The organism is Streptomyces sp. NPDC058751, assembly GCF_042746485.1.
GTDB lineage: Bacteria > Actinomycetota > Actinomycetes > Streptomycetales > Streptomycetaceae > Streptomyces.
On the sequence record NZ_JBHYPZ010000042.1, the window covers coordinates 1 to 25,630 of the forward strand.

The 25,630-nt window shown below is 69.9% G+C and carries 20 protein-coding genes; 11 read left to right on the top strand and 9 right to left on the bottom strand.

The annotated features are described in order from the left end of the window. From ACFW6B_RS31480 to ACFW6B_RS31490, 3 genes are all read right to left on the bottom strand, one after another. Positions 1-2,522 (bottom strand): amino acid adenylation domain-containing protein (locus tag ACFW6B_RS31480; protein WP_386601468.1); only part of this gene is annotated, 2,522 nt, incomplete at its 3' end. A gap of 1 nt (position 2,523) precedes the next feature. Then, complete coding sequence (locus tag ACFW6B_RS31485) at positions 2,524-2,823, bottom strand: acyl carrier protein (protein WP_386601355.1); 300 nt, start codon at positions 2,821-2,823, stop codon at positions 2,524-2,526. Between the two features lie 91 nt (positions 2,824-2,914). Further along, positions 2,915-4,645 (bottom strand): fatty acyl-AMP ligase, encoded by a 1,731-nt coding sequence (locus tag ACFW6B_RS31490; RefSeq protein WP_386601356.1) that lies wholly within the window; start codon positions 4,643-4,645, stop codon positions 2,915-2,917. A 361-nt stretch (positions 4,646-5,006) separates the two neighbouring features. Between ACFW6B_RS31490 and ACFW6B_RS31495 the strand changes: the two genes are divergently transcribed. The 7 genes from ACFW6B_RS31495 (at position 5,007) to ACFW6B_RS31525 (ending at position 13,519) form a co-directional block, all read left to right on the top strand. Continuing rightward, a complete protein-coding gene (locus tag ACFW6B_RS31495) occupies positions 5,007-6,599 on the top strand; it encodes a tryptophan halogenase family protein (protein ID WP_386601358.1) in 1,593 nt (530 codons plus the stop codon). Next, a complete protein-coding gene (locus ACFW6B_RS31500; RefSeq protein WP_386601360.1) occupies positions 6,596-7,882 on the top strand; it encodes a cation:proton antiporter in 1,287 nt (428 codons plus the stop codon). Before ACFW6B_RS31495 ends, ACFW6B_RS31500 begins: the two co-directional genes overlap by 4 nt. Then, positions 7,879-8,439 carry a flavin reductase family protein gene (locus ACFW6B_RS31505; protein WP_386601362.1) on the top strand — a complete coding sequence of 187 codons (561 nt, stop codon included), beginning with the start codon at positions 7,879-7,881 and terminating at the stop codon, positions 8,437-8,439. The genes ACFW6B_RS31500 and ACFW6B_RS31505 overlap by 4 nt, the downstream gene beginning before the upstream one ends. Next, a complete protein-coding gene (locus ACFW6B_RS31510; RefSeq protein ID WP_386601364.1) occupies positions 8,436-9,419 on the top strand; it encodes an ABC transporter ATP-binding protein in 984 nt (327 codons plus the stop codon). The genes ACFW6B_RS31505 and ACFW6B_RS31510 overlap by 4 nt, the downstream gene beginning before the upstream one ends. Continuing rightward, complete coding sequence (locus ACFW6B_RS31515) at positions 9,416-10,261, top strand: ABC transporter permease (protein WP_386601365.1); 846 nt, start codon at positions 9,416-9,418, stop codon at positions 10,259-10,261. The genes ACFW6B_RS31510 and ACFW6B_RS31515 overlap by 4 nt, the downstream gene beginning before the upstream one ends. Positions 10,262-10,343: 82 nt before the next feature. After that, positions 10,344-11,090 carry an ABC transporter ATP-binding protein gene (locus tag ACFW6B_RS31520; protein ID WP_386601368.1) on the top strand — a complete coding sequence of 249 codons (747 nt, stop codon included), beginning with the start codon at positions 10,344-10,346 and terminating at the stop codon, positions 11,088-11,090. Further along, positions 11,084-13,519, top strand: coding sequence for an ABC transporter permease (locus ACFW6B_RS31525; protein WP_386601370.1), 2,436 nt, complete (start codon positions 11,084-11,086; stop codon positions 13,517-13,519). Before ACFW6B_RS31520 ends, ACFW6B_RS31525 begins: the two co-directional genes overlap by 7 nt. A 176-nt stretch (positions 13,520-13,695) precedes the next feature. Here the strand turns inward: ACFW6B_RS31525 and ACFW6B_RS31530 are convergent, their stop codons facing one another. The 3 genes from ACFW6B_RS31530 to ACFW6B_RS31540 all read right to left on the bottom strand — a co-directional run bounded on the left by ACFW6B_RS31530 (position 13,696) and on the right by ACFW6B_RS31540 (position 17,516). Further along, a complete protein-coding gene (locus ACFW6B_RS31530) occupies positions 13,696-14,523 on the bottom strand; it encodes a sugar phosphate isomerase/epimerase family protein (protein WP_386601372.1) in 828 nt (275 codons plus the stop codon). A gap of 70 nt (positions 14,524-14,593) precedes the next feature. Then, positions 14,594-15,550, bottom strand: coding sequence for an ArsR/SmtB family transcription factor (locus ACFW6B_RS31535; protein ID WP_386601374.1), 957 nt, complete (start codon positions 15,548-15,550; stop codon positions 14,594-14,596). A 37-nt stretch (positions 15,551-15,587) separates the two neighbouring features. Beyond that, positions 15,588-17,516, bottom strand: coding sequence for a BTAD domain-containing putative transcriptional regulator (locus ACFW6B_RS31540; protein WP_386601376.1), 1,929 nt, complete (start codon positions 17,514-17,516; stop codon positions 15,588-15,590). Between the two features lie 238 nt (positions 17,517-17,754). Between ACFW6B_RS31540 and ACFW6B_RS31545 the strand changes: the two genes are divergently transcribed. Next, on the top strand, positions 17,755-18,756 hold the full coding sequence (locus tag ACFW6B_RS31545) for an AIR synthase-related protein (RefSeq protein ID WP_386601377.1): 1,002 nt from the start codon (positions 17,755-17,757) through the stop codon (positions 18,754-18,756). A 223-nt stretch (positions 18,757-18,979) separates the two neighbouring features. Here the strand turns inward: ACFW6B_RS31545 and ACFW6B_RS31550 are convergent, their stop codons facing one another. Next, a complete protein-coding gene (locus ACFW6B_RS31550; protein WP_386601379.1) occupies positions 18,980-19,204 on the bottom strand; it encodes a hypothetical protein in 225 nt (74 codons plus the stop codon). A 119-nt stretch (positions 19,205-19,323) separates the two neighbouring features. On the opposite strand from ACFW6B_RS31550, the gene ACFW6B_RS31555 reads away from it, so the two are divergent. From ACFW6B_RS31555 to ACFW6B_RS31565, 3 genes are all read left to right on the top strand, one after another. After that, positions 19,324-20,349 (top strand): hypothetical protein, encoded by a 1,026-nt coding sequence (locus tag ACFW6B_RS31555; RefSeq protein ID WP_386601381.1) that lies wholly within the window; start codon positions 19,324-19,326, stop codon positions 20,347-20,349. A gap of 140 nt (positions 20,350-20,489) precedes the next feature. Next, a complete protein-coding gene (locus tag ACFW6B_RS31560) occupies positions 20,490-21,428 on the top strand; it encodes a hypothetical protein (protein WP_386601383.1) in 939 nt (312 codons plus the stop codon). 45 nt (positions 21,429-21,473) lie between these two features. Continuing rightward, on the top strand, positions 21,474-24,140 hold the full coding sequence (locus tag ACFW6B_RS31565) for a BTAD domain-containing putative transcriptional regulator (RefSeq protein WP_386601384.1): 2,667 nt from the start codon (positions 21,474-21,476) through the stop codon (positions 24,138-24,140). Here the strand turns inward: ACFW6B_RS31565 and rfbC are convergent. Continuing rightward, on the bottom strand, positions 24,127-24,720 hold the full coding sequence (gene rfbC / locus ACFW6B_RS31570) for a dTDP-4-dehydrorhamnose 3,5-epimerase (RefSeq protein ID WP_386601386.1): 594 nt from the start codon (positions 24,718-24,720) through the stop codon (positions 24,127-24,129). The two genes, ACFW6B_RS31565 and rfbC, sit on opposite strands and share 14 nt — an antisense overlap. After that, complete coding sequence (gene rfbA, locus ACFW6B_RS31575; RefSeq protein ID WP_386601388.1) at positions 24,717-25,598, bottom strand: glucose-1-phosphate thymidylyltransferase RfbA; 882 nt, start codon at positions 25,596-25,598, stop codon at positions 24,717-24,719. Before rfbA ends, rfbC begins: the two co-directional genes overlap by 4 nt. Between the last annotated feature and the right edge of the window lie 32 nt (positions 25,599-25,630).

Below are 25,630 nucleotides of genomic sequence, written 5' to 3' on the forward strand. Positions count from 1 at the left end.
ACCCCATCGACCGTCCACCGGACCAGATCGCCGGTGCGGTACATCCGCCCACCAGCCGGCCCGAACGGACACGCCACAAACCGCTCCGCCGTCAGCCCCGGACGCCCCAGATACCCACGCGCCAGCCCGTCACCCGCGACATACAGCTCACCCGCCACACCCACCGGCACCGGCCGCAACGCACCATCCAGCACAAACACCCGCGTGTTCCGGAAGGGACGGCCGATCGGCACGGCGCCGTCGAGCACCGAGGCCCCCGGGGCGATGCGGTGATCGAGGCAGTTGACGGTCGCTTCGGTCGGGCCGTAAGCGTTGTAGACCACGACGTCCGGGTGGCGGGCCCGCCAGCGGTCGAGCGCCGGGCCGAAGAGCGCCTCGCCGCCCAGGATGAGGCAGTTGTCAGGATTGGCCGCGTCCGGCAGGGCGAGCAGCATCTCCAGATGACTCGGGGTCACCTTCATGAAGGAGGGCCGGGCCGTGCCGAGCAGAGCGTCCTCGGTGAGGTCCGCGATGCGTACGCAGCCACCGCTGATCAGCGGCGTGTAGAGGGCGGTCACCGTGAGGTCGAAGGTCACGGGAGAATGCAGCAGCGAGGTGCCGGCGGCCGCGGGGTATTCCTCACGGGCCCTCAGGACGTAGTCCGTGAGCGCGCGGTGTTCGACCACGACGCCCTTGGGGCGCCCCGTGGAACCGGAGGTGTAGATGACGTACGCCGGGTGGTACGGCAGAACCGTGCCCACGGGTTCCCCGTCGTGCGAGGCCGGCTGAACACTGTCGACGATCGGCCGGTCGAGCAGGATCCGTTCGGTCGGCATACCGGCCCGTGGCAGCCGGGGAGCGACGCCGCTGTCCGTGAGCAGCAGCACCGGCCGGGCCTCTTCCAGTACGGCCGCGATACGTGCCTCGGGGTGGTCCGGGTCCAGCGGCACATAGGCGGCCCCGGACTTCAGTACGGCGAGCAGCGCCACCACGAGATCGATGCCGCGGGGCAGGGCGAGGGCGACCAGGGTCTCGGGGAGGGCTCCGCGGGCGACGAGCGCGCGGGCCAGCCGGTCGGAGCGGGTGTCGAGTTCCGCGTACGACAGGACCGTGCCGTCGCATTCGACCGCGGGCTCGTTCGGCGTGAGCGCCGCCTGCTCGGAGAAGAGGCGAGGCAGCGGAACGGACGGGACGGGGACCGTCGGACCGTTCCAGTCGGTGAGGACGCGTCGGCGTTCCTCGGGGTGGAGGAGTTCCGCGCGCCCCAGGGGCTGATCGGCATCCGCGAGCAGCCGGTCCAGGAAGCCCAGGAAGCGGTCGCGGTGCCCGTGGAGTTCGGTCTCGGTGTACAGCTCGGGGTTGGCGTCGAAATCGACGCGGATGCCGCTGACGATGTCGGAGGTCGCGTACACGTGCACCGAAAGGTCCTTGACGCGGCCGGTGGACAGCTGGCGTGCCACCACCCGGTGGCTGCCGAAGCTCAGGGACTGGTCGAAGGAGACGGCGTTGACGACGGGGCCGCCGAGCCCGGCGGAGCCGGAGCGGCCCAACTCGCTGTGGAGTTCCTCGCCCCGGTAGTGCTGATGGGCGGCGGCCGCCAGCATGCGGGGCGCGACATCGCCGAGCAGTTCGGTGAAGGAGGTCTCTGGCCGGACGGGGACGCGCAGCGTCACCTCGTTGGAGAGCATCGCCGGGGTCGTCAGGGCGACGCGTCCGGTACGGGCGGCGACGGGCAGTCCCAGAAGGATGTCGTCCTGCGAGGTCAGCCGGTGCAGATAAGCGGCCATGGCGGCGATGACGACAGCCGGCCAGCGGGTGCGCGCCCGACGTGCGGCGTCCCGTACGGCGGTCACCCGCCGCTCGTCGAGCCAGACAGTGCTGCGCAGAGCGCTGTGCGCCGCCGGGGCCGAGCGGCCGGTCAGGCTGGTGGGCTCGGGGTGGTCCGCAAACTCCTTCAGATGGTGGGCGCGGTCGCGTTCGTAGGCGGCTGACGCCCGGTAGGCGGCCTCGGCCCGCAGCACGTCGTCCAGCGCGCCGAACTGTCTCGGCGCGGGTGCCCGGCCCTCGGTGAGAGCCGTGTAGAGCTCCGCGATGCGACGGCAGTACAAGGTCTGCGCCCAGCCGTCCATCACAATGTGGTGGTAGCGGAGGTAGAAGATATGCCGGTCGTCGGCCGTGCGGAGCAGGGCGTGCACGGTCAGCGGGTCGCGGGAGGGGTCGGCGGGCGTTTCGAGGTCGGCGCGCATCCAGCTCTCGGCAGCACCCGCCGGGTCGTTCTCGTGCCGCAGGTCGACGGTGTGGAAGGGCAGTTCGTCGTCCCCCGGGTTCTGCCAGAGCCCCTCGGCGTCCTCAGTGAAGCGCATGCGGACGGTCTCTGCCTCGGTGGACGCCCCCCGCACGGCGTCACGCAGGGCGGCGGCGTCGACGGCGCCGTCGATGTCGAAGCACACCCCGCAGTTGTAGAGCGGCTGCCCCGGCTGCAGTTGCTGGGCCACCCAGACGCCGAGCTGGGCGGCGGTCGCGGGTCGGCCCGCCTCGTGCATCTCAGACACCTTCGGCCCGCTCCTTGTCCAATTCGCCCAGCACGAAGTCGATGAGTTCGCCGATCGTCTGGTGCTCCAGTGCCACGGTCGGCTCCAGCGCAATGCCGAGCCGATCCTCCAGGTCCGCGGCGAGGGTCACCGCGTACAGCGAGTCCAACCCGTACTCGGCCAGCGGCACGTCCGGCAGGACCTCCGTGTACGGCAGCCGGGCCTGTACGGCCACGTGCTGCGCGGCCCACTGCCGCAGAGCGTCCGCGGACCGCGGAAGGCGGGTGTCCTGAGCGCTTTCGGGCACGGTCATGTCGGGGCCAGCTCCTCTCCACAGCCCGGTCCAGCGGGCGGGGGATCACAGGGGTGTTGGGACGTGCCGGAGGCGGCGGCGGCCGCCCGGATCAGTCGGAGTACTCGGGGCGCAGTTCCCCGGCAAGGCAGAGCCGGCGCATCTCGGCGCGCTGGATCTTGCCGCTGGTGGTTCGCCGCACCTGGCCGCGGCGGAGCAGGACCACACCTGTGACCCGTACTCCGAACTCCTCGACGACGGTCCTGCGGATCCGGGCGGCCAGTGCCCGCAAGGCGGCAGTGTCGGGTCGGCCGACCACCTCATGGGTGACGACGAGGCCTTCCTCGGTGTCCTCCGCACCGTCCGGCCCGCCCGGCAGCGGGGCCGTGAACACCGCTCCCACAGCGCCGAGTTCCGCGTGCCGGGCCCGTAGCTCCTGCTCGATGTCCTGCGGGTAGAGGTTGCGGCCGCGCAGGATCAACGTCTCCTTGAGGCGGCCGGTCACGAAGAGTTCGCCGTTCCTGACGACGCCGAGGTCGCCGGTGCGCAGATAGCCGGCGTCACCGTCAGCGGTGCGTGCCGCGAACGCCGTGCGGGTGGCGGACTCGTTGCGCCAGTAGCCGCAGGCCACGCTGTCACCGCGCAGCCAGACTTCTCCCACCCGTCCGGTGGGCAGCACCTCGCGGGTTTCCGGGTCCACGACCCGGACGTCGAAGTCGGCGGCTTGGCCGTTGCCGAGCAGCTCCCGGCCGGGAGCGGGGAAGGGCACCTCGTGGAACTCGTGGCGGGCCAGGAGCTCCGCGTCGACACGGGCGACGACGGGCACCCGGTGAGCCGCCCCCGAGACGAAGACGGTGGCCTCAGCGAGGCCGTAACAGGGCGACGGTGCCTCGGGGTTCAGACCGGCGGACGAGAAGCGCTTCGCGAACCGGGCGACGGTCGCGGCGTGCACCGGTTCCGAACCGTTCACCGCATGGGTCCAGCGGGACAGGTCGAGCTGGGCGATCTGCTCGTCGCTCACCCGACGGCAGCACAGTTCGTATGCGAAGTTGGGTGCCGCCGACCAGCCGATGTCATAGCGGTCGATCATGCGCAGCCACTGGTAGGGGCTCTTGATGAAAGTGACCGGGCTCAGCAGTGCGCAGGCGCTGCCGAGGAAGAGCGCCGGCAGGGTCTGCGCCATCAGGCCCATGTCGTGGTAGTGCGGTGCCCAGCCGCCGAAGCGGGTGCCCTCGTCGATGTCCAGGGCCCGGTACAGGGCCGAGGCGTTGGCGAGCAGATTGCCGTGGCTGACCATGACGCCCTTGGGGTCACCGGTCGAGCCCGAGGTGTACTGGAGCAGGGCAATGGTGTCGTGCCCCAGGTCCGGCTCCCGCCAGTTGCCGGGATCGGCCCACTTGTCCGCGTCGGTGGCCAGCAGGTCCAGCGGAGGCATCTGCTCGCCACTCAGCCACTCGGCGACGGCCGGCCGGTTCGCCGAGTCGGTGAGGACGGCCGACACTTCGGCGTCCGTCGCGATGCTTCGAAGGCGTCGGCGCTCATGGCCGAAGGAGCCGGGCAGCGGCGCCGGAACGGCCACCATGCCGGCGTACAGGCAGCCGACGAAGGCCGTGATGAACTCCACCGGCGGGAAGAGCAGCAGGATGCGGGATCCGGGCGGATACCGGTGCTGCAGCTCGGCGGCGATACGGCGGGCGTCGGCGTCGAACTCGGCGTAGGAGTGGTGCCGGGCCTCGCCGCTCTCCGCGTCGCGCACCTGGATGACGGCGTCCCGCTCGGGCCGCTCCCGCACATGGCGGCGTATCGCTTCCACTGCATTCGGTATGTGACTGAGGCTGATCACGATACGCCGTTTCCTCCGCTGCGATAATTCACGTAACAGGACCACGACCGTCGGCCATAACTTCCGCCAAAGACCCGGCGAAGCTATCCCGTATTTCTCAGCACGTCAAGCGACCGTTTCCCGCGGACTCCTTATTGCTCTGTGAATCCTCAATCGAGCTGCGTCTTTAGGCGCCCACTTAACCATGGTGACCTCACGGCCGAGCCACTGGTAGCCTGCTTCACGTTCTCCCGGATCTCAACATTTATGCAGCTCAGAGGCGGCTCGCGGCCCAGGAGCCACTGCCGGAACATACCGCCAAGGAATTCAAAAGGCTCCACATTCTCGATTCGCATCGGCAGGCCGAGACAGAGGATGGAATATGGCTAAGAGCATAGTTGTGGTAGGCGGCGGAACGGCCGGCTGGATGACCGCCTCATATCTGCGGGCCGCATTCGGCGATCGCATCGACGTCACTCTCGTGGAATCAAATCGGGTAGCTCCGATCGGTGTCGGCGAGGCAACGTTCAGTACGGTCCGGCACTTCTTCGACTACCTCGGACTCGACGAACGCGAGTGGATGCCCGAGTGTCAGGCCACCTACAAACTGGCGATCCGCTTCGAGAACTGGCGCGCCAAGGAGGATCACTTCTACCACCCCTTCGAGCGGCTGCGCGTGGTGGACGGGTTCCCCATCACCGACTGGTGGCTGCACACCAAGCCGGGCGACCGCTTCGACAAGGACTGTTTCCTCATCGCCTCGCTGTGCGACGCCAAGAGCTCGCCCCGCTACCTCGACGGCACCCTGTTCGAGCAGGACTTCTCCGAGGACGGCGGCGACAGCCGCAAGTTCCGTACGACGCTCAGCGAACAGAACACGCAGTTTCCGTACGCGTTCCACTTCGACGCCACCCTGCTCGCCAAGTACCTCACCAAGTACGGCACAGACCGTGGAGTGCGGCATGTGCTCGACGACGTCCTCGACGTCTCGCTCGACGAGCGCGGCTGGATCAGCCACGTGGTGACCAAGGAGCACGGGAACCTGCACGGCGACCTGTTCATCGACTGCACCGGCTTCCGCGGCATGCTGCTCAACCAGGCTCTGGGCGAGCCGTTCCAGTCATACCAGGACACACTGCCCAACGACAGCGCGGTGGCCCTGCGGGTACCCGTGGACATGGCCGAGCGGGGCATCCGTCCGTGCACCACGGCCACCGCTCAGGACGCCGGCTGGATCTGGACCATCCCGCTGTTCGGGCGCATCGGCACCGGTTACGTCTACGCGAGCGACTACACCACTCCGGACGAGGCCGAGCGCACATTGCGCGAGTTCGTCGGGCCCGAGGCCGCGGACCTGGAGGCCAACCACATCAAGATGCGCATCGGGCGCAACGAACGCTCCTGGGTGAACAACTGCGTGGCGGTGGGCCTGTCCAGTGGCTTCGTCGAGCCGCTGGAGTCCACCGGCATCTTCTTCATCCAGAACGCCATCGAGCAGTTGGTCAAGCACTTCCCGGGCGAGGGCGAGACCGACTGGACGAACCTGCGTCGCTCCTACAACCGCCAGGTCGGCCATGTCATGGACGGCGTACGGGAGTTCCTGGTGCTGCACTACTACGCGGCGGCCCGGCAGGACAACCAGTACTGGAAGGACACCAAGACCCGACCGCTGCCGGACGCGCTCGCCGAGCGCATCGAACAGTGGCAGACCAAGCTCCCGGACACCGAGTCGGTCTTCCCGTACTACCACGGCTTCGAGCCGTACTCGTACACCGCGATGCTGCTCGGCCTCGGCGGGCTCCCGGTACAGGCGCCCCCGACGCTGGCCTTCTTGGACGAAACCGCCGCCGCGCGGGAGCTGCAGCTCGTGCGGGACCAGGCCGCGCAGCTCGTCAGCCGGCTTCCCTCGCAGTACGAGTACTTCGCGCACCTGCACGGGCTACCGCCGGAGCGTCGCGCTGCCCGGGTTCGATGAGCGTGTCCCACTGGCTGCCGCTCACCGGTCATGTCACGCTGGCCGTGGCCGTGGTGCTGGCAGGTGCTCGGCTCGCGCACCTGCTCGCACGGCGCACCGGCCAGCCGGCCGTGGTCGCCGAGATCGCCCTGGGCATGATCGCCGGACCGCTCGTGCTGCGTCTCGGCGGTACGGACGCGCTGGATGTGGTGGTGCCCCCCGACGTCCACACCTGGCTGGACTACATCGGGCACGCCGGACTGGCGCTGTTCCTGGTGGGCATCGGTCATGAGCTCAGGAGCCCGTCCGTCTCGGTCAAGGGCCGTTCGATCGTCACGACCACCGCGGGAGCCCTGCTGGTGCCGCTGGTCTGCGGCGGTCTGCTCGCCGTGTGGGTGCTGGCCGGTGACGACCCGGCCCTGCGCGGCCACGCTCCCGCTCCGGCGCTGTTCCTGCTGCTCGCCGTGGGACTGTCGGTCACGGCCGTCCCCGTCCTCGCCCGCATCCTGGTGACGCGCGACGTGGTGGACACCGTCGTGGGACGACTGGCGATGGCCTCGGCGGTGGTGATCGACATGGTCGCGTGGGTCCTGCTCGCCGTCGCGGTCGGCCTCGCCTCGGGCGGCTCCGAGAACGTACCCCTGCTGATCCTGGTGGTGTCCGTCTCGGCCACCGGGTACGTCGCGTTGAGCGTGGCGCTGCGCAGCACGTCGGCTTCCCGGCTGGCGGCCGGACGTCCACGTGGGACGCTCGTCGGTATCGCCGTGCTCGCGGCCGGGGCCGCGGCCGCCCTGCGGCACTGGGAACTGCCCGACATTCTCGGGGCGCTGCTGGTCGGCGCCGCCCTTCCGTCCGACGGCCCCGAAGGGCCCTGGTCCCGTGCCGTACGCACCGTCTCCGGCGCCGGCCGCACGCTGGTACCGGTCTTCTTCGTGACAACGGGACTGACCGTCTTCACCCGGGAGTTCGACGGGATGCCGTGGGCCGCGATGGCCATGGCGGTCTCCCTTGCGATCGTCGGCAAGGTCTCGGGCACCTACGCGGGAGCCCGCCTCGGCGGGGAATCACACTGGGACGGGCTGCGTCTGGGGGTGCTGCTCAACACCCGCGGCCTGACCGAACTCGTCGTTCTGCAGGCCGGGTTCAGCGCGGGAATCCTCACCCCCGACCTCTTCCTCGCCCTGGTGGTGATGACACTCGTGACCACGGCGATGACCGGACCCGTGTACAGCCTCGTCGAGGCCCGGGCCGCCCGCGTCGACGCCTCGGCGGCCCCGCGGAAGAAGGAGATGGCCCGGCCATGACCGAACCCCTGCTCGACTCTCCCCAGGCGCCCGGGACGGCGCCGCCCGCCGCCCCGGACTTCCGGTCCCTGATGTCCACCTTTCCGACCGGCGTCGCCGTGGTAACCACCATGGGCCCGACCGGCCGCCCCTGGGGCATGACCTGTTCCTCGGTGACCAGCATCACCACCGACCCACCCACCCTGCTGGTCAGTCTGCGCCGGGGCAGCCCGACCCTGACCGCGCTGCAGCAGTGCTCCACCTTCGCGGTGAACCTGCTGCACCACCGGGGCCGGCCTGCCGCCGAACTGTTCTCCTCGGGCGACCCGGACCGTTTCGACCGGGTCGCCTGGCGTGGTGGCAGCGGTCTGGGCGGCCCTCATCTGCTCGACGACGCTCATGCCGTCGCGGACTGCCGGGTGGACCGGACCCTCTCCGTCGGCGACCACGTGGTGGTCTTCGGCGAGGTGTTCCGGATCGAGCGGCACCAGCCCGCCCCTCCCCGCCCCCTGCTCTACGGACTGCGCCAGTACCGGTCGTGGTCCGCCGCCGACCCGTTCGAAGGGGACGCCCTGTGACCGCAGCCGTCGAAGTCCGCCAGCTGGTCAAGCGCTACCCCCGGCGGGAGGTGAGCGCGGTGGACGGGCTGTCGTTCACGGTCGCCCCCGGCGAGGTCTTCGGACTCCTCGGGCCGAACGGGGCGGGCAAGACGACAACCGTGGGTGTGCTCACCACCCGGGTCCGCGCGACCAGCGGCACCGTGCGGGTGGCCGGTGTGGACGTGCGTCGCGAACCCGTCATGGCTCGGGCTCAGCTGGCCGTGGTGCCCCAGGGCAGCAATCTGGACCGCGATCTGACACCACGCCAGAATCTGCTCTTCCACGCCGCCTATCACGGCTTCTCGCGGGCCAGGCGACGAGCCCGCGCCGCCGAACTGCTCGACGAGTTCGGGCTGGCGCAGGAGGCCGACGTCAAGGTCGACTGGTATTCCGGCGGCATGGCGCAGCGCTTGATGATCGCTCGGGCGCTGATGCACGAACCACGGGTGCTGTTCCTCGACGAACCGACAACCGGCCTCGACCCGCAGGCCCGCCTGTTCGTCTGGGAGCGGGTCCGCGCCCTGCGTGAGCGGGGTGTGACGGTGGTCCTGACCACGCACGACATGAAAGAGGCGGCCGATCTGTCCGACCGGGTGGGCATCGTCGACCACGGGCGGCTGCTCGCACTCGACACACCCGAGGTGCTCACCCGCGGCGTCTCCGGCCACTCCGTCATGGAGATCACGGCGGTTCCGGGTCCCGCGGACAGCGCCGACGACCTGCTCGCAGCACTCACCGCCGTGGACGACGTCGAGCGCGGGGAGCGAATCGTGCCAGGCGTCCGGGACCGGCCCGACAGCGTGCAGCTGCGGTTGTACCTCGCCAAGGAACCGGCGTCCCTGCTGATACCCGTCGTCGCCGTCCTCGATTCCCGCTCCGCCGTACTGGCCGATGTCCGCCTCGGCGAACCCAGCCTGGAAGACGTATTCATCGAGCTCACCGGAAGAGGACTGCGATGACCACCGCACAACCCACGACAGCAACCGAGAGCGCCGGCCGGCGGGCCCTGGAGACGTCCAGGCCCCGCCGGCCGTCCGTTGCCCGGGTGTTCCTCGCCATCCTGTGGCGTGACGCCTTCGTGACCGGCAAGGAGTTCGGTCTCCTGCTGGTCCAGATCGCGCTCACGCCCCTGTTCATGCTCTTCATCTTCGCCAAGGTGCTGGGCACGCTGAACTACGTACGGCCGGAGTTCGGTGATCTGCTGCTGCCCGGCATCGCCGCGCTGGCCGCCTTCCTGACTGCGTTGCAGAGCGTCGCGTATCCCCTGGTGATGGAGTTCGGCGTCACCAAGGAGATGGAGGACCGGCTGCTGGCTCCGCTGCCGGTGTACATGGTGGCGGTCGAGAAGCTGCTCATGTCCATGGTGCGCGGAATGATCGCCTCGGCGTGCGTCTTCCCGATGGGGGCACTGGTCCTGGGCGACGCGCCCTGGCGTGCGTCCGGGGTCCCGCTGCTCCTCGCCGTGCTCGCGCTGGGCTCCTGGGCCGGCGCCGCCATCGGCATCATGGTGGGCACCCTCGTCCCTCCGCACCGGATCAGCATCATGTTCGCGATCATCATGGCGCCGCTGATGTTCACGGGTGCCACGCAGTATCCCCTGGTGTCCCTGGACGAGATCGGCTGGTTCCAGGTGATCAGCGCCCTCAATCCGCTGACGTACGTCTCCGAGGGGATGCGGGCCGCTCTGGTGCCGTCCATTCCCCATGTGGAGCCGTGGCTGTGCCTGCTGGCCCTGACCGGCTACGCACTGCTGTTCACGGCCGTGGGCATCGCCGCCTTCCGGCACCGGGCGCAGAAGTGAGCCCGGAATTACAGCTGGGTCTACCCCAGGTCTCCAGTCAGCGCCCCTGCGGGGGACCACCTGCACACGGTTGGCTTTGACCATGACGAATTCGACTGACACCGTCCAACTGTGGTCCGTGACCAAGCAGTATGGCTCGGGGACGCAGACCGTCACCGCGCTGGACAATGTCACCACCACGTTCGCCCGCGGCACCTTCACCGCGGTGATGGGTCCCTCCGGGTCCGGCAAGTCCACGCTGCTGCACTGCGCGGCGGGCCTCGACCGCGTCACCGACGGCAAGGTGATCATCGATGACACCGATCTGAGCGATCTCGACGAGACCGCGCTCACCCTGCTGCGGCGTGACCGCGTCGGGTTCGTCTTCCAGGCGTTCAACCTTGTCTCGGCGCTCACCGCCGAACAGAACATCGCCCTGCCGCTGCGCCTCGCCGGGCGCCGCCCGAATCACGAGGACCTGATCGCGGCCCTCACCGAAGTGGGCCTCGGCCACCGGGGCCCGCACCGCCCCAGCGAGCTCTCCGGCGGTGAGCAGCAGCGGGTGGCCATCGCCCGCGCCCTGATCACCCGCCCCGCCGTGCTCTTCGCCGACGAACCGACCGGCGCCCTGGACACCAAGACGTCCCGTGATGTGCTCGCGCTGCTGCGCGGCGTGGTCGACCGCCACCAGCAGACGGTGGTCATGGTCACCCACGACCCGGCGGCCGCCGCCTACGCGGATCGAGTGCTGCTGCTCGCCGACGGAAGGATCGCGGACGAACTGCGGGGCCGCAGCACCGTCGACACGATCGCCGCCCGCATGGCCGCTCTGGAGGCCGTCACATGCTGAGTCTCGCCACCATCCGCCAGCGCTGGGTGTCCTTCACCGGGACCTTCACCGCCCTGTGCCTCGGCGTGACCATCCTGTGCATGACCGCGCTGGTGCTCGCCTCCGCCGATCCCGAGGCACCCAAGCGCTACGCGGGCACCAAGGTGCTGGTACAGAGCCCCGGAGCCGACCAGTCGGACGGCAATTTCACCGAGAACCTGCCCTGGTCACCCGAGCGCACCAAGGAGCTGGTCTCCGAACTGGGTTCGGTGCCGGGCGTCGCTGCCGCGGTGCCCGACCGGTCCTTCTACACCCAGGCAATGGTCGACGGCAAACCGGTCGACGACCCTGGCGGGGAACTGCGCGGCCACCCCTGGGCCAGTGCGGCGCTGGCGCCGGACAAGCTGACCTCGGGCCGCGCTCCACAGGCAGCCGACGAGGTCGTCCTGGACAAGTCCCTGGGTCTGGCCCCCGGTGCCCCGGTGACGCTGCTCACCGCCAGGGGACCGGCCCAGTACAAGGTGTCCGGCACGGTCGACTCCGACGCCTTCTATCTCACGGACTCCACCGCCGAACCCCTGTCCGGCGGGGTGCGGGTCATCGGTCTGGTCACCGAGAAGGGCGCGGACGCCGCCGCGGTGGCAAGCGCGGCCGAGAAGGTCGTGGGCAAGGACGACAAGGTGCTCGCCGGCGGCGGCCTGAAGGACCTGGAGGCAAAGACCGCGGCGAAGACCCGCTGGATCGGTATGCAGATCCTGATCGCCATGGCCGGACTGACCGCGTTCGTTTCCGTCTTCGTGGTCGCCTCGACCTTCGCGTTCAGCATCGTGCAGCGGCGCCGGGAATTCGGCCTGCTGCGTACCATCGGCGCCACTCCACGCCAGATCCGCCGGATGATGTACGGCGAGGCGCTCGGCGTGGGTGTGGTGGCGGCGACGACCGGGCTGGTCCTGGGCTCCCTGTTCGCCCCCGTGCTCGGCGGTCTGCTGGTGGACGGCGGGCTGGAGCCGGCCGGCTTCACCGTGCGCATGCAGGCGCTGCCCCTGATCGGCTCCTTTGCGCTCGGTCTGCTGGTCGCCCTGCTCGGAGTCTGGTCGGCGTCCCGGCGCGCGGCCCGGATCGCCCCGCTGGAGGCGCTACGTGAGGCCGCGCTGGAAAAGCGGCCGATGACGCGTGGCCGGTGGATCGGCGCGATCGGCTTCACCGCCTTCGGACTGATCCTGGTACTCGTCGCGGCCGGCAGCTCCTCGGACGAGATGATCAACAACGCGCTGTACGCGGCGATGGCCCTGATCGTGGGCCTGACGCTGTTCGCACCCGCGGTCATCCCGTTGGTGGTCAAGGCCGTCTGGTGGCCGCTGGGCCGCCTGCGTGGTGCCACCAGCATGGTCGCCAGGGAGAGTTCGCTGACGGCGGTGCGGCGCACCGCGTCGACGGCGGCACCGGTGCTGGTCACCGTGGGCTTCGCCGTCCTGATCGCCGGCATGTTCCAGATCAAGGCCAGCGGTTACGCGCTGGAGGAGACCGTCCGCCAGGACGCGACGTCCGTGGTCACTCCCAAGGGCACCCCGGGCCTCTCGGACGCCGCGGTCGCCACGGTGCCCGACGGGGCGTCGCTGCTGCCCACCGAGCTCTACGTGGGAGGCACCGACCACATCGGCGCGATGGGTGTGAGCGAGGGCGCCTTCGAGAAGGCGCGGGAGAAGATGACCGTCAAGTCCGGTTCGCTGGACGCCCTCCAGGGCGAGAACACCATGATCGTGCGGTCCTCGACCACGGCCTGGCTCGGCTGGACCACCGGACGCACCGTGCCCGTCACCTTCGAGGACGGCAGGACCGAGAAGGTCAAGGTGGTCGCGGAAATCACGGACGACTCGTCCACGGCGAGTGTGCTGCTCACTCGGGACACGGCGCGGGCGCACTCGCCCTCCGCGCTCACTCAGGTCGTGTACGCGAGCGGCTCGCAGCGGCCTGCGGTGTCCGCCGAACTCGGGGCGGAAGCCTTGAGCACGTCCGACTACGCGGCACGCACGGACGCCGAGGACGACCGGCTGGTGCAGATCTTCCTGATCATCCTGATCGGGATGTCGCTCGGCTACACCTGCCTCGCCATCGCTAACACGCTGATGATGGCGACCGCCGACCGCGCCGGGGACTTCGCGGTGCTGCGGCTCTCCGGGGCGACCCGGCGACAAGTGCTGCGAGTCGTCGCCGCCGAGTCGGCGCTCTCCGTGGGTATCGGTGCCGGGCTCGGACTGGGCATCGCGCTGATCACCCTGCTCGGCATCAGGTCGGGGCTGTCCGCGCAGCTCGGCACCCAGGTCAACCTCAACCTCCCCTGGCCGACGATGCTGTTGACGGTCGGGCTGTGTCTCGCCCTGGCGCTGGTCTCCAGCATCCTGCCGGCCCGGATGGCCCTCCGCAGGGCCGGCGCCCGGGCCGCTGCCTGACGGCCGGCCCCCAGACTGGTGCCCCGGGATGCGCTCACCCCCGTCGCGTCTCGGGGCACCGCCCGTTCAGCGGCTCGCCCCGACCGGGTCCGGGTCCGGGGCACGAAAGTGGTGTCGTCCGCCCGCTAGGCGCCGTGCCAAGAGCCGCGAGCTGGAGGGACTTCGGGGAAACCCCCCTACGGGGCGAGGGCCCCGCGCAGCGCGTCCAGAGCCCGCGCGGCAACCTGCGGCGCAGCGTGGCTGTGCCGGGGCAGTTCCACCGCGGCGATCCCGCGATAGCCGGTCTCCCGCAGCGCGGCCAGCGTGCCCCTCAGATCCAGTTCGCCCGTGCCGAATTCGAGGTGTTCATGGACTCCCTGCCGCATGTCGTCCAGCTGCACGTTGACGAGCAGATCCGCGGCACGGCGGATGCAGGCCGCCGCGTCGACCGGCTCGACGGCGACGCAGTGACCGACGTCCAGGGTGATGCCCAGCAGGGCCGGGTCGCCCAGCTCGGCCCTCAGGGCCAACGCCTGCTCGAGGTGCTCGACAAACATGCCGGGTTCCGGTTCCAGGCCGAGCGGCACTCCGTACCGCTCACAGTCCTGAAGCACCTCCACGACACCCGATTTCATGCGCTGCCACGCCGTGTCCGCGGCGACGGCGGAGGGCCTGATGCCCGACCAGAAAGAGACGCAGTCCGCGTCGAGATCGGCCGCCACACGCACCGCGCGGCGCAGGAAGTCGATCCGGCGGGCCGGCTCGTCACACACCAAGGTGGGGTGGTGCTTGCGCCGCGCATCGAGCAGGTACCGGGCTCCTGTCTCCACCACGCAGCGCAGGCCAAGCTCGGACAACAGCCGGGCCACGCGTGCCGTTTCGGCCGCTGCACTGGGAGCGAACGGGTCGAGGTGAGCATGATCGAGCGTGAGCGCCACCGCCGTGTATCCGAGGTCGGCGATGGTGCGCAGGGCATCGTCCAGGCGGTGGTTGGCGAAACCATTGGTTCCGTACCCGAGGCGCAAGGGGTCTCCTTGGATCACGTGGGCCTGTCTTCCTGGGAGCGGCGCAGCGCGGGGCGGCGTCCGAGGCCGGTCACCCGGCCGCGATCTCCGGGCGCGTCTCCTGCGTCTCGGGCCCTGTGGCTCGCTCCGTATGCGGGACGCCGAGCAGCGCCATGCCCAACGGAGTGACCGTGTGCAGCACGGTGTTGCGGTTGCGCATGGTGGTGATGAGCCCCGACTCGCGCAGAATGGCGGTGTGCTGGCTGGCACCGGCCGAGGAGATGCCGAGCAGTTCGGCGAGCTGGCTGGTGGTGCACGACGAGGTGAGGGCCCGTAGCGCGGCGGCCCGGGTCCGGCCGACCAGGGCGCTCAGCGCCTGCGACGAGGTGGCCGGGGTGTCCCACAACCCGGCGGCGGCCGCGGCATTGGCGGGCGCCGCGAACACGAGGGCCGGCTGTCCGGTCTCGGGCTCGGCACCGATCAGTACGGCCGGTTGGTGCTGGGAGAGGAACAGCGACGGCACCAGGAGGAGGCCCTGGCCGTCCAGGAAGACCTCCTGGGGCGGGGCGGGGATCTCCATCACCGGCGAGTTCCATCTGATCCGGGAGTGCAACGTCGAGAAGAGCCGGTCGACGCCGCCGGTCATGGTGATCCTCCCCCGGGCATCGCACTCCGCGGCCAGCCGGGCATGCATACGGCTCGCGTACGGTTCCAGGGCGGAGTGCCACACCCGGGTGATCTCGGCCGCGGCGTCACGACGGCTGATCCCCGCCGAGCGCAGCGCCGAGCCGTCCGCGGTGGGTGCCCGGTCGATCAAGCAGAGCAGGTCGCCCGGTGCCTGGATCCTGCGCTGCGCCGAGGTGAGCATCTGGGTCAGCGGGGTCGACCGGCGCAGATGCCAGCTCATCTGGTTGCGCCAGCGCACCTGTGATGCACTGCCGGTCCGGCCCAGCATGCCGAGCGCGAAAACCGTCTCGGCGACTGGGCCCAGGGTGGGCCGCAGTCTGATCCGGGTCAGGTCCTGCGCGGTGAAATGGATTGTGAGCACCTTCCGTCCTCCCCGTCAAGTTCCGTCAAGAGTCCGCTCAACCGCGGTCGATCCCGTGTCGCGGGGCGATGGTGGTCGCGGCTCCGGGCGCCGTCAGAGCGAGTTCACGACGCCAGGCCACGGCACGGGGCAATGCCGCGTGCCGCTCAGCGGCATGCAGCCTGAGCAGCGCGGGCAAGCGGTAGAGCAGCGTTCCGCAGTCGTCGCGGCCCGCCACTTCCAGCAGATGCAGATCCACCAACCGTTCCAGGGCGTCCTCCGCGTCGCGCACGCCGAGATCGAGTACGTCCGCACCGGTCCACACATCGAAGGCGGGGGCCGTCACCGCACCCAACCTGTCGTAGTGGTCCGCCACTTCGGACGACAGCAGGTGCAGAGCCCGGTCGAAGCAGGCACGGACCGAGTTCTCGCCGTGGTCGAGTACGTCCAGCAGTCGGTGCCGGTCGGTCATCCGCTCGACCAGGTCCGCCACCGTCCAGTGCGGCTTCCCAGCCAGCCGGGCACCGGCAGCCCGCAGGGCGACGGGCAGTCGCGCGCAAAATCGTACGAGCGTGGCCGTGCCGACCGGATCAGCTGCGATACGGCCCGCTCCCGCGCTCTGCGCCAACAACCGCTCCGCCTCATCCTGGGCCAGGCCGCCCAGTCTGAGGACCTTGGCGGTGCCGCCGTCCATGAGAAGTTCGGACCCGGTGACCACGACGCGGCACGGGCCGTCGCCGGGAAGCAGGGGTCCGATCTGCTCGTAAGAGCTGGCATGGTCCAGGACGATGAACGCCTGGCGGTCCGCGAGCAGGCTGCGGTAGAGGGTCGCGCATTCCTCCAGCCCGGTGGGAATCTGCCTCGGGGGCACGCCGAGCGCTCGCAGGAACCCTCGCAACACCTGGCCGGCGGCATGCCGGGGCGGTCGGCCCGCGGTCTCCCGCAGGTCGGCGTAGAGCCGTCCGCCAGGGAAGTCGGCTGCGGCCCGGTGGCCCCAGTGCACCGCGAGCGCGCTCTTGCCTGTTCCTGGCGGGCCGACGATGCAGCAAACAAGTGCGCCACGGTCCGGGTTGCGTGGGGCGAGCGCCTCGTCCATGTGCCGCAGTTCGGCCCGGCGGCCGGTGAACACAATGCTGTCCGCAGGAAGTTGAGAGGGTACCCGGACCTGCCGCGGTATCAGCGGGAGGGACGGTCCGGCGGGGGCGGAGGGCTCCGGTTCGTCATGCAGGATCTGGTCGTGCACCGAGCGCAGATCGGCGCCCGGCTCCAGTCCGAGCTCGTCGATGGTCAGGGCTCGCCCCTCACGGAACGTGCGCAGGGCATCGGCGCGCTGGCCCGACCGGTGCTGGGCGAGCATGAGGCAGGCACGAAGCTGTTCCCGCAGCGGGTTCTCCCGTACCAGTGCGGTGAGCTCGCTGACCAGGGAACGGTGCTCACCGAGTTCCAGGCGGAGCACCATCAACTGCTCCGTGGCGAGAATCCGCTGTTGTGCCAGATGGACGGCCTCCAACTCCGCGAAGTCGGAGGTCAGATCGGCGAAGGCCGGGCCGCGCCACAGCGTGAGGGCCTCGTGCAGCCGCTCGGCCGCCTGCCCGGCGCGTCCCTGACGGGCGAGTTCGTACCCCTCGTCCGTCTTCTCGGCGAACTCTGCGAGGTCGGTCCAGTGACATGTCGGCGCGAGCCGGTATCCGGGCGCCGTCGTGGTGATGACGTCGTCGCCCGCACCCGCGTCCCGGAAGAGCTTGCGCAGCGCGGCGACACAGATGGACACCTGGGTGCGGGCGCTGCTCGGCGGATTGCCGTTCCACACATCACGGGCCAGGGTGTCCACAGGCACGACCCGACCCTGGGCCAGCACCAGCCGGGCCAGCAGGGCCCGCTGCCGTACTCCCCTCAGTTCGAGGACCCGGGAGCCGACGGACACTTCGATCGGCCCCAGCAGGCGGAAAGCGCATTCCCCCGTGTTGTGCGCCATGGACGGCTTCAAGACATGGCCTCCCCGTTCAGCGAGTGCCGTGCCGCTCGGATCCTCGAGCGGCGAACTCACTCGCGTCTCAACCATCTCCATGACTAACACCGCGTCCTAAAGGAGCCTTTGTGCAGACCGGTACGGTCCGGCCCGCCGGGGTGGCCCCCCTCGCTCCGGCCGCTCACTGCGGGCAGACTTGCTCCTTGGCCCGACACCTTGCAGCCGACGAGGACGATCCGGCCGGGAGGGGGCACGAGTGAGAAACGAAGACCCGCTTGAGAACGGGCAGATGACGCTGGACGACGACGCCTACGGGAGCCTCGGCGAGTTGGCGGCCAAACTCCTGGGCGGGGCACCGGTGCTCGAACCGGCTAGGGCCGGGGAGCCGGCTGTCGCAAGCGGTTCGTACGCGGTCGATCCACCCTTCTTCGGGGACGGGGACATCGGCCGGCTGGCCGTGTGCGCCACCGTCAACGACCTCGCCGCCGGTGGCGTCGCCCCACGGTGGGTCACGCTGAGCCTCACGGTCGAGGCAGGGTTGCCTGTCGCGCTGCTGCGCCGGGTGCTGACCTCGGCCGGGGAAGCCGCCCAGGAGGCGGAGGTGGATGTCCGCGGCCTGGAGACACGGGTGGTACGGGCTGGCGACGCCAACCGGCTCTTCGCGCACAGCACGGCGGGGGGAACGGCGCCGCGGCAACCCGTGCACACGCGGGCCGCGGTACCGGGGGATGTCCTCGTCCTCAGCTCGTCGCTGGGTGGCTGGGCGGTGCACCTGTTGTCGGTCCGTGAGGGGCTCGGGCTGGAGAACCTGGTGCCGAGCGGCTGCCACCCGCTGAACACGATGTTGCGCGACGTGGTGCGGTCGGTGGAGCCGGGCGCGGTGCGCCAGGTGCATCGCATCGCGCGTGGCGGCCTGGGGAGGGTGTTGCGAGCGCAGGCTATGGCTGCGGGACAGACCATACGGATCACCGAGGATGCACTGCCGATTCAGCACGAGGTCGGATCCGCCGCCGAGTTACTCGGCATCGACCCGCTGCACACCGCGGACGAGGGTTGTCTGTGTCTGTTCGTGGCGCCGGATGCGGCAGACGTCGTACGGGACGCCCTGCGGGCCCATCCGTACGGCAGGGGCGCCGCGGTGATCGGCGAGGTGACCGACGCGGTGGCGCCCGTCGCCCTGCTCGTCGAGCGTAGTGGGCGGACTCACCTCCTGGACACCCGGACCAGCCTGCGCCCGGAGCCCTCCCGGCTCCGGTGACGACGTCCGACCGCACAGGTGTCATTTCACCAGAACAGGTCGATTATCGGCGCTGATTGGCCAGAAATACGTGGACACCTGGAGTTCCCTCCGTCTTACCATACTTCTCAGTTGAGACTTCTACCAGCGATACCGGAGCGTAGGACTCCGCTGCGCAGCAAAGCGACAGGCCCACTACCGGGGGATGCAGTGGGCCTGCCCGTCTGATTTATCTCGCTTTCGTTCAGTCCCAGATGGGGTCGCCGAAACCCTCACCCTCGGAGACCTGGGCAGTGGCCTGCGCCGGAGCCTCGCGGTAGGCCTCACCACCCATAATCCCGCTGGTCCCGGTGACGGCGACAACCGACGCGGCGATGCCTACCAGCACTCCCCGCAGCACGCGTCGGGCATGGAAGAAGTCCCTGGCCTTGGAAAAGTGCACGAGTCTCTCCGATTCGACGAGGCGCATTCTGATTCACGACACGGCATTAGCGCCGCCCCACCCCAATCATTACTCCAAGGACGCCCGAACAGCCCTGGCATATAGTTGCACTGCAGCAACTGCACTTAATCAGGGGAGGCTGAGTCGTGGAGAGCCCTGCGGATTCCGAGTTCGACCGGCTGGACGATGTGAGCGCCGAGGCCTATCGATTAGCCGTACTCGAGGGGCAGTTCAGAGCGGAGGCGATAGCCGACGAGCTGGGCCTGTCCCCGGAGGACGTCAAACGGACCGAGCGGGTGCTGCGCGTACTGCGCCTACTGCACCCAACCCCCGGGGACCCGCGCCGGCTGGCGCCTGTCAGCCCGGATGCCGCCTCCTCAGAGCTTCTGGGGCCCATGGAAGAGCACATGGGGCAGATGGAGCAGCACGTCGCCAGACTCCGCAGCCAGCTCGACGCACTGCAGCCCATCTACTTCGAGGGCCGCAAGATGCGCAACCGTCTGGAGGCGTTCGACACGATCAGCGAACCGGACACCGTCCAGTCGATGATCGACTCGCTGCTCAAGCGCAGCAAGAGCGAGGTCCTGACGGTGCAGCCCGGCGGCGCCCGCCCCGCGCACGTGCTGGAATCCGCCAAGGAGAGCTGCCTGGCCATGGTGACCCGGGGCGTCCGGCTGCGCTCGATCTACCAGCACACCGCGCGCACGGATCCAGGGACCGAGGCTCTGGCCCGGGCGGTCTCCGCCGAAGGCGGCCAGTTCCGTACCACCGAGGAGGTAATCGACCGCCTCATCATCATCGACCGGGAGGTCGCCTTCCTGCGCCAGCGCAGACCCTCCGACCCCGCCCGCGCGGCGGTGATCGTCCGAGAGCCGACCCTGGTCGACTACCTCTGTTCGGTCCACGACCTGCTGTGGCGGGCCGCGTTGCCGTTCGGGCAGGACGAAAGCGACGCCAAGCCGGCCATCGACGAGGTGAAGCGGGCGATCATCCGGCTGCTGGCCGAGGGGCACAAGGACGAGCTGGTGGCACGCCGGCTCGGCATGTCCGTCCGCACCTGCCGACGCCACATCTCCGAGATCGCCACGGAACTCAAGGCCACGAGCCGCTTCCAGGCAGGAGCGCAAGCGGCGGTACAGGGTCTGCTCGACCCCCTCACCGACACTACGTGAGCCTCGCCAGAGCACCAGTCGCCCGATGCAACTCTCGGTCATGCAGGTTCCTGCCAGCACCCACTTCTGGCCCGAACAGACGTCCGACAGCGATCGTGGGGAGGACCGGGAACCATGAGCCGGAGCGGGGGCAAGGAGCTGTGAGCAAAGGCGATATACCGTACTGCCTGCTGAGCCCACCAGCTCCGGCGTTCCACCTCGTCCACCGCTCGCCCTCGTGGAACTACTTCGCGGTCGACACTCCCTCACGGGGCAACGAGCGGTTCTCCCTCTCCGGTGAGCTGCCCTCCGGGCCAGGGCCGGCCGGGGAGCACGACGGATACTTCCGCGACTGGCAGTTCCTCACCGAGCTGGTGCGTGAGGCGGGCAGCTTCATCGGGTACCAACACTTCGGTGTCCCCCCGTATCTCCCCGCCCAGTTCTCCGTGTTCGAGTTGGACATCCACGATCCGGCGGCCTGGCGCGCGAACGACGACCGGACGTCCGTCACCCTGGATCTGTGCGTACGGCCGTCCGGCGTCCTGGACGGTACCGCGCACCGGCTCGAGTTCGAGAGCACGGTCTTCCTGAACGCCATTCCCTGCGCCGGCGTCCGGGCAGCACTCGGCTTCCTGGTGCCCATGCCCGTCCACGCACCCGACCCCGCGGGTCCCGCCGTCGCGGTCCGCCCCGTCGACGTGGGACGCGTCTCCCCGGGGTCCGTCCTCCTCGGCACGCCCATGCTCTCCTCGTACGGCCGTCTCACCTCTCCTGTCCTCATCCCCCGCGATCTGCCAGGCCTGGGTGCGGCGCCAGGCCAGGCCGTTCCCGATCTGGCCCTGGTGGAGGTGGTCAGACAGGCGTCATTGCTGTGTGCGCGGCTGGCCTGCGGCCTCAATCCCCGGCACAGTACGACAACCGCTCTGGCCGTCCGCCGCCGCGGCTCGGCCGTCGCGGGAGCCCCACTGCACTGCACCGTCGTGCCGGGGACACTCTCGGTCGACCAGCACGGATACCCGTGCGTACCCCTGGTCCTGACCGTCCATCAGAAGGGCCGGACGGTCCTGGAGGCGACGTCCGAGGTCTACCAGGGCTTCTGACTCCCGGACCGAACGCGACAGAGGAGAGCGACGGAAGTCGACACCATGAGATTTCACTTACTCGGCCCGCTGGAAGTACTTCGTCCCACGACCGCGGACTGTTACGTCACGCCCCGCGCGGCAAAGCACCGGATCGTCCTCGCCACCCTTCTGGTGCGGGCGGGTGAGCCCGTACCGACCGAGACGCTGATCAACGAACTCTGGGGGGAGACGCCGCCGCGCACGGCGACGACCACCATTCAGGTCTACATCTCCCAACTACGCAAACTCCTGGGGCTCGCGGACTCCGACGAGGCCCAGCAGGCCATCGTGACCCGCCGCCCCGGCTACCTGATCCGGCTCGATCCCGGCCGGCTCGACCTCACCCGCTTCGAGGTGCTGTACCAGCAGGGGGTGGCCGCGGCCGAACAGCGGGAGCACGCGAAGGCCTCCGAGCTGCAGGACCGGGCGCTCGCCCTGTGGCGGGGGCGGTTCCTCGCCGACACCCCTGCGGGACCGCTGCTGTCGGCCGAGGCGGCACGGCTGTCGGAGCTGCGCATGGCCTCCTTGGAGCAGCGCATCCGAGCCGATCTGCATCTCGGCCGCCATCACGAACTCCTCGGCGAGCTGCGGGCCGCGACGACGGAGCATCCACTGCGCGAGGAACTGCACGCCCATCTCATGGTGGCCCTCTACCGCTCCGGCCGACAGGCAGAGGCACTTCAGACGTTCTCGGCCCTGCGCCGTACTCTCGTCGACGAACTCGCCATCGAACCCGGTCCCGCGCTCCAGCAGCTGCACCAGCGGCTGCTCTCCGGCGATCCGAGACTTCTACACACGGCTGAGCACGTGGTGCGCTCCCTTGGTTCCGGCCCGCAGCCACCGCCCCCGTCCGGGAAACTCCCGCCCCCAGACGTCCGGTTCACCGCGCGCGAGGCCGAACTCGACCACCTCGTCGGGCTCCTGCGCGAGGATTCGGCCATGGTGGTCGTCACCGGCGCACCAGGCACGGGCAAGTCCGCCCTCGCCCTACAGGCCGCCCAGATGCTGGCGGACGACTTCCCGGACGGACGCATCCTGATCGACCTGCGTACGGCCCAATCCACCGAGCGCGTCGAGATCACCGAGCGGTTGCTGCGCGCGCTCGGGGCGCCCGCCCCCCTGCCCGACCAGCCTGCGGCCCGCCGGGCTCTGCTGAACCGGCTCGTCGAAGGCCGGCGCCTCCTCGTCGTCCTGGACAACGCGGACCGCGCGCAGGACCTGGGCGACGTCCTCCCCGGGCCGCCCGGCACCGCCACGCTGATCACCGTGCGTTACCTGCCTGGACGGCTCCGGCCGACTACGACGCTCCGACTTCGGCCGCCCGAACAGACCGAGGCCGAGAAGATCTTCACCGTGGCAGGTGGCCCCGCTGCTGCGCAGGCGGCACCGGAGACGGTCCAGGAGATCGTCGCCCTCTGTGACCGGCTGCCATACGCCCTGAGCGTCGCCGGGGCACGACTGACCGCTCATCCGCACTGGACGGCGAAGGCCCTGGCGAACCGGCTGCGTGCCGAGAAGACCCGGCTCGACGAACTATGCAACGACGGCCTCGACGTACGGGCCCGTCTGCTGGACGCGTATGAGGAGTGCTCCGCACCGGAGCGCGACGCCTTCCGACTGCTGAGCGTCCTGCCGCCGGGTCCGTTCACCGGGGACGCGGCCGCCGCCGTACTCGGCATCGCGCCGGTCGCCGCCGAGGCGCTGCTCGACCGGCTCGTCCGGCACGGGCTGCTGGCCGTCGAGGGCGCGGACCACTGCGGCTACGAGATCCCACTCCTGCACCGGCTCCTCGCCGTCGAACTGGCCGAGCAGGACACCACCAAGGCGCGGCACGCCGCCATCGGGCGGCTGTGCACGGCGTATGCCGACGCCGCCGAGTGGTCCGGTGTCCTGGTCGTCGCCGACGACCGCGCGCTTGCCCGGCCCACCGGTCCGGTCCTGTCGTCCCATGCCATGGGGCCGCGCCCGCCGCACTGGTTCGCCGAGCAACAGACGGCGCTCGTATGGACGGTGCGCGCGGCGGCCGACGCCGGACAGTGGTGTCCCGTGCTACGGCTGGCCGGTGCCGTCGGCGACTTCCTGGAGGCAACGGCGGCGTGGGACGACTGGGCCACGACGCAGGAGGCGGCGCTGCGCGCGGCCGAGGCTACGGGCGACGGAGCCGGTCGGGCCCGCGCGCTTCGCTCGCTGGGCGACCTCGCCTGGCAGCAGCGGCGGTTCGACGATGCCTACGATCATTTCGAGAAGGCGAGAAGGACCGCGCGGCAGGCGGGGAGCGACGCCGAGGCGGCACGTTCACTCGCCGGACTCGTAGACTTGCATCTGGAACACGGTTCCCTGCAGGAGGCGGCGCGCCTGGCCGCCGAGGCACAGCAGGCGGCCGACGCGGCGCCAGACCCCCGGGCTCGCTTCGAGGTGCTGCGCTGCCGGGCGCTCCTCGCCCTCGTCGCCAGCCGGGGAGCCGAGGCCGAGGAGCTCTTCGGCCGCTGTCTGGAGACGGCCGGGGAGCTGGCCGACCGACGGCTGGAGGCCTGGGCACGACGCGCCGGGCGCTCGGTGGCACCTCGATCCGGCGACGCCCCGGGGGCGTACGGCGGGGTTGAGACGCGACCTGGGGTCTGGCGGTTGCGTCCCGGCCGTACGGAGCCGATCGGGGATGCCGCGCAGTCCCGCAGCGTCATCCTCCCCTGACGAGCTCGAGGCAGTCCCGGTACCGGGGCAGCAGGCCCCGCTCCAGGAGGTCGGAAAGGGTCGGTGCCTGCTGGTCGCGGGGTGACAGCAGCGCCTCCCGGACCGGCCAGGCGATGCCGAGTTCCGGGTCGTGGGCGTGCACGGAATGCTCCCGCTCCGGCTCGTACGCCCGGGAGACCAGATAGCTGACCGTGGCGGTCTCGCTCAGCGCGCAGAAGCCGTGTCCGAACCCCTCGGGGAGATAAACCGCGGCACGCTCCGTGTCGTCGAGCCGGACGGCCTCCCACCGGCCGAAACCGGGTGAGCCGACCCGCAGATCGACGACGACGTCGAGGACTGCGCCGCTCACGCAGGTCACGTACTTCGCCTGCCCGTACGGCACCTGTGCAAAGTGGATGCCCCGCACCACACCGCGCGCGGACACAGACAGGTTGCCCTGCACCATATCCGGGGGCCGGTGGCCGAGCGCCTCGGCAAGCAGGTCGGGACGGTACCACTCCAGGAAGACCCCGCGTGGATCGGCATGTCGGCGCGGGACAACCCGAAGGGCGCCGGGGAGGGAGAGTCCACTGATCTTCATGGCGTCCTCGGCCGTGCGGTGTCGAGCAGTCCGAGCAGGTAGTCGCCGTAGCCGCTCTTGGCCAACGGCTCCGCGAGCCTGGCCAGTTGAGCGTCGTCGATATGGCCAGAGCGCCAGGCCGCCTCCTCCACGCAGCCGATCTTCAGCCCTTGGCGCTCCTCGATGACCCGGACGAACTCCGAGGCGTGCACCAGCGAAGCGAAGGTGCCCGTGTCCAGCCAGGCCGTGCCCCGGTCGAGCACGGTGACCTGGAGTTCACCGCGGTTCAAATAGACGGTGTTGACGTCGGTGATCTCCAGCTCACCGCGTGGGCTCGGGGTGAGCGAGCGGGCGATGTCGACCACCTGGTTGTCGTAGAAGTACAGACCGGGCACGGCGTATCTCGATTTGGGGTGGGCGGGTTTCTCCTCCACGGACACCGCCTTCCCCCGCTCATCGAATTCGACCACCCCGTACGCGCGCGGATCCGATACCGGGCAGGCGAAAATACGCCCGCCGCGTTCCGGAGCACCGGCTGCCAGGTTCCGTCCCAGTCCGGTTCCGTAGAAGACGTTGTCGCCGAGCACGAGCGCCACCGGGGCGTCGCCGATGAACTTCTCCCCTATCAGAAATGCCTGGGCCAGGCCATCGGGACGCTCCTGGACCGCGTACTCGAGACTGATTCCCAACTGGGAGCCGTCACCGAGCAGTTGCTGGAACGGTTCCTGGTCCGACGGGGTGGTGATGATCAGTACCTCGCTCACTCCGGCCATCAGGAGCGTGGAGAGAGGGTAGTAGACCATCGGTTTGTCGAAGACAGGGATGAGCTGCTTCGAGACCGCTTTCGTGACCGGCCACAACCGGGATCCGGTGCCACCTGCAAGAAGGATTCCGCGCATACCCGCCATGGTGCATGCGAGCCCTTAGGGAT

Excerpts from the sequence above, each read along its gene's own strand:
- ACFW6B_RS31485 (WP_386601355.1), bottom strand. The coding sequence starts at position 2,823 with ATGACCGTGCCCGAAAGCGCTCAGGACACCCGCCTTCCGCGGTCCGCG.
- ACFW6B_RS31495 (WP_386601358.1), top strand. The coding sequence starts at position 5,007 with ATGGCTAAGAGCATAGTTGTGGTAGGCGGCGGAACGGCCGGCTGGATG.
- ACFW6B_RS31500 (WP_386601360.1), top strand. The coding sequence starts at position 6,596 with ATGAGCGTGTCCCACTGGCTGCCGCTCACCGGTCATGTCACGCTGGCC.
- ACFW6B_RS31505 (WP_386601362.1), top strand. The coding sequence starts at position 7,879 with ATGACCGAACCCCTGCTCGACTCTCCCCAGGCGCCCGGGACGGCGCCG.
- ACFW6B_RS31515 (WP_386601365.1), top strand. The coding sequence starts at position 9,416 with ATGACCACCGCACAACCCACGACAGCAACCGAGAGCGCCGGCCGGCGG.
- ACFW6B_RS31520 (WP_386601368.1), top strand. The coding sequence starts at position 10,344 with ATGACGAATTCGACTGACACCGTCCAACTGTGGTCCGTGACCAAGCAG.
- ACFW6B_RS31525 (WP_386601370.1), top strand. The coding sequence starts at position 11,084 with ATGCTGAGTCTCGCCACCATCCGCCAGCGCTGGGTGTCCTTCACCGGG.
- ACFW6B_RS31550 (WP_386601379.1), bottom strand. The coding sequence starts at position 19,204 with ATGCGCCTCGTCGAATCGGAGAGACTCGTGCACTTTTCCAAGGCCAGG.
- ACFW6B_RS31565 (WP_386601384.1), top strand. The coding sequence starts at position 21,474 with ATGAGATTTCACTTACTCGGCCCGCTGGAAGTACTTCGTCCCACGACC.
- rfbC (WP_386601386.1), bottom strand. The coding sequence starts at position 24,720 with ATGAAGATCAGTGGACTCTCCCTCCCCGGCGCCCTTCGGGTTGTCCCG.
- rfbA (WP_386601388.1), bottom strand. The coding sequence starts at position 25,598 with ATGCGCGGAATCCTTCTTGCAGGTGGCACCGGATCCCGGTTGTGGCCG.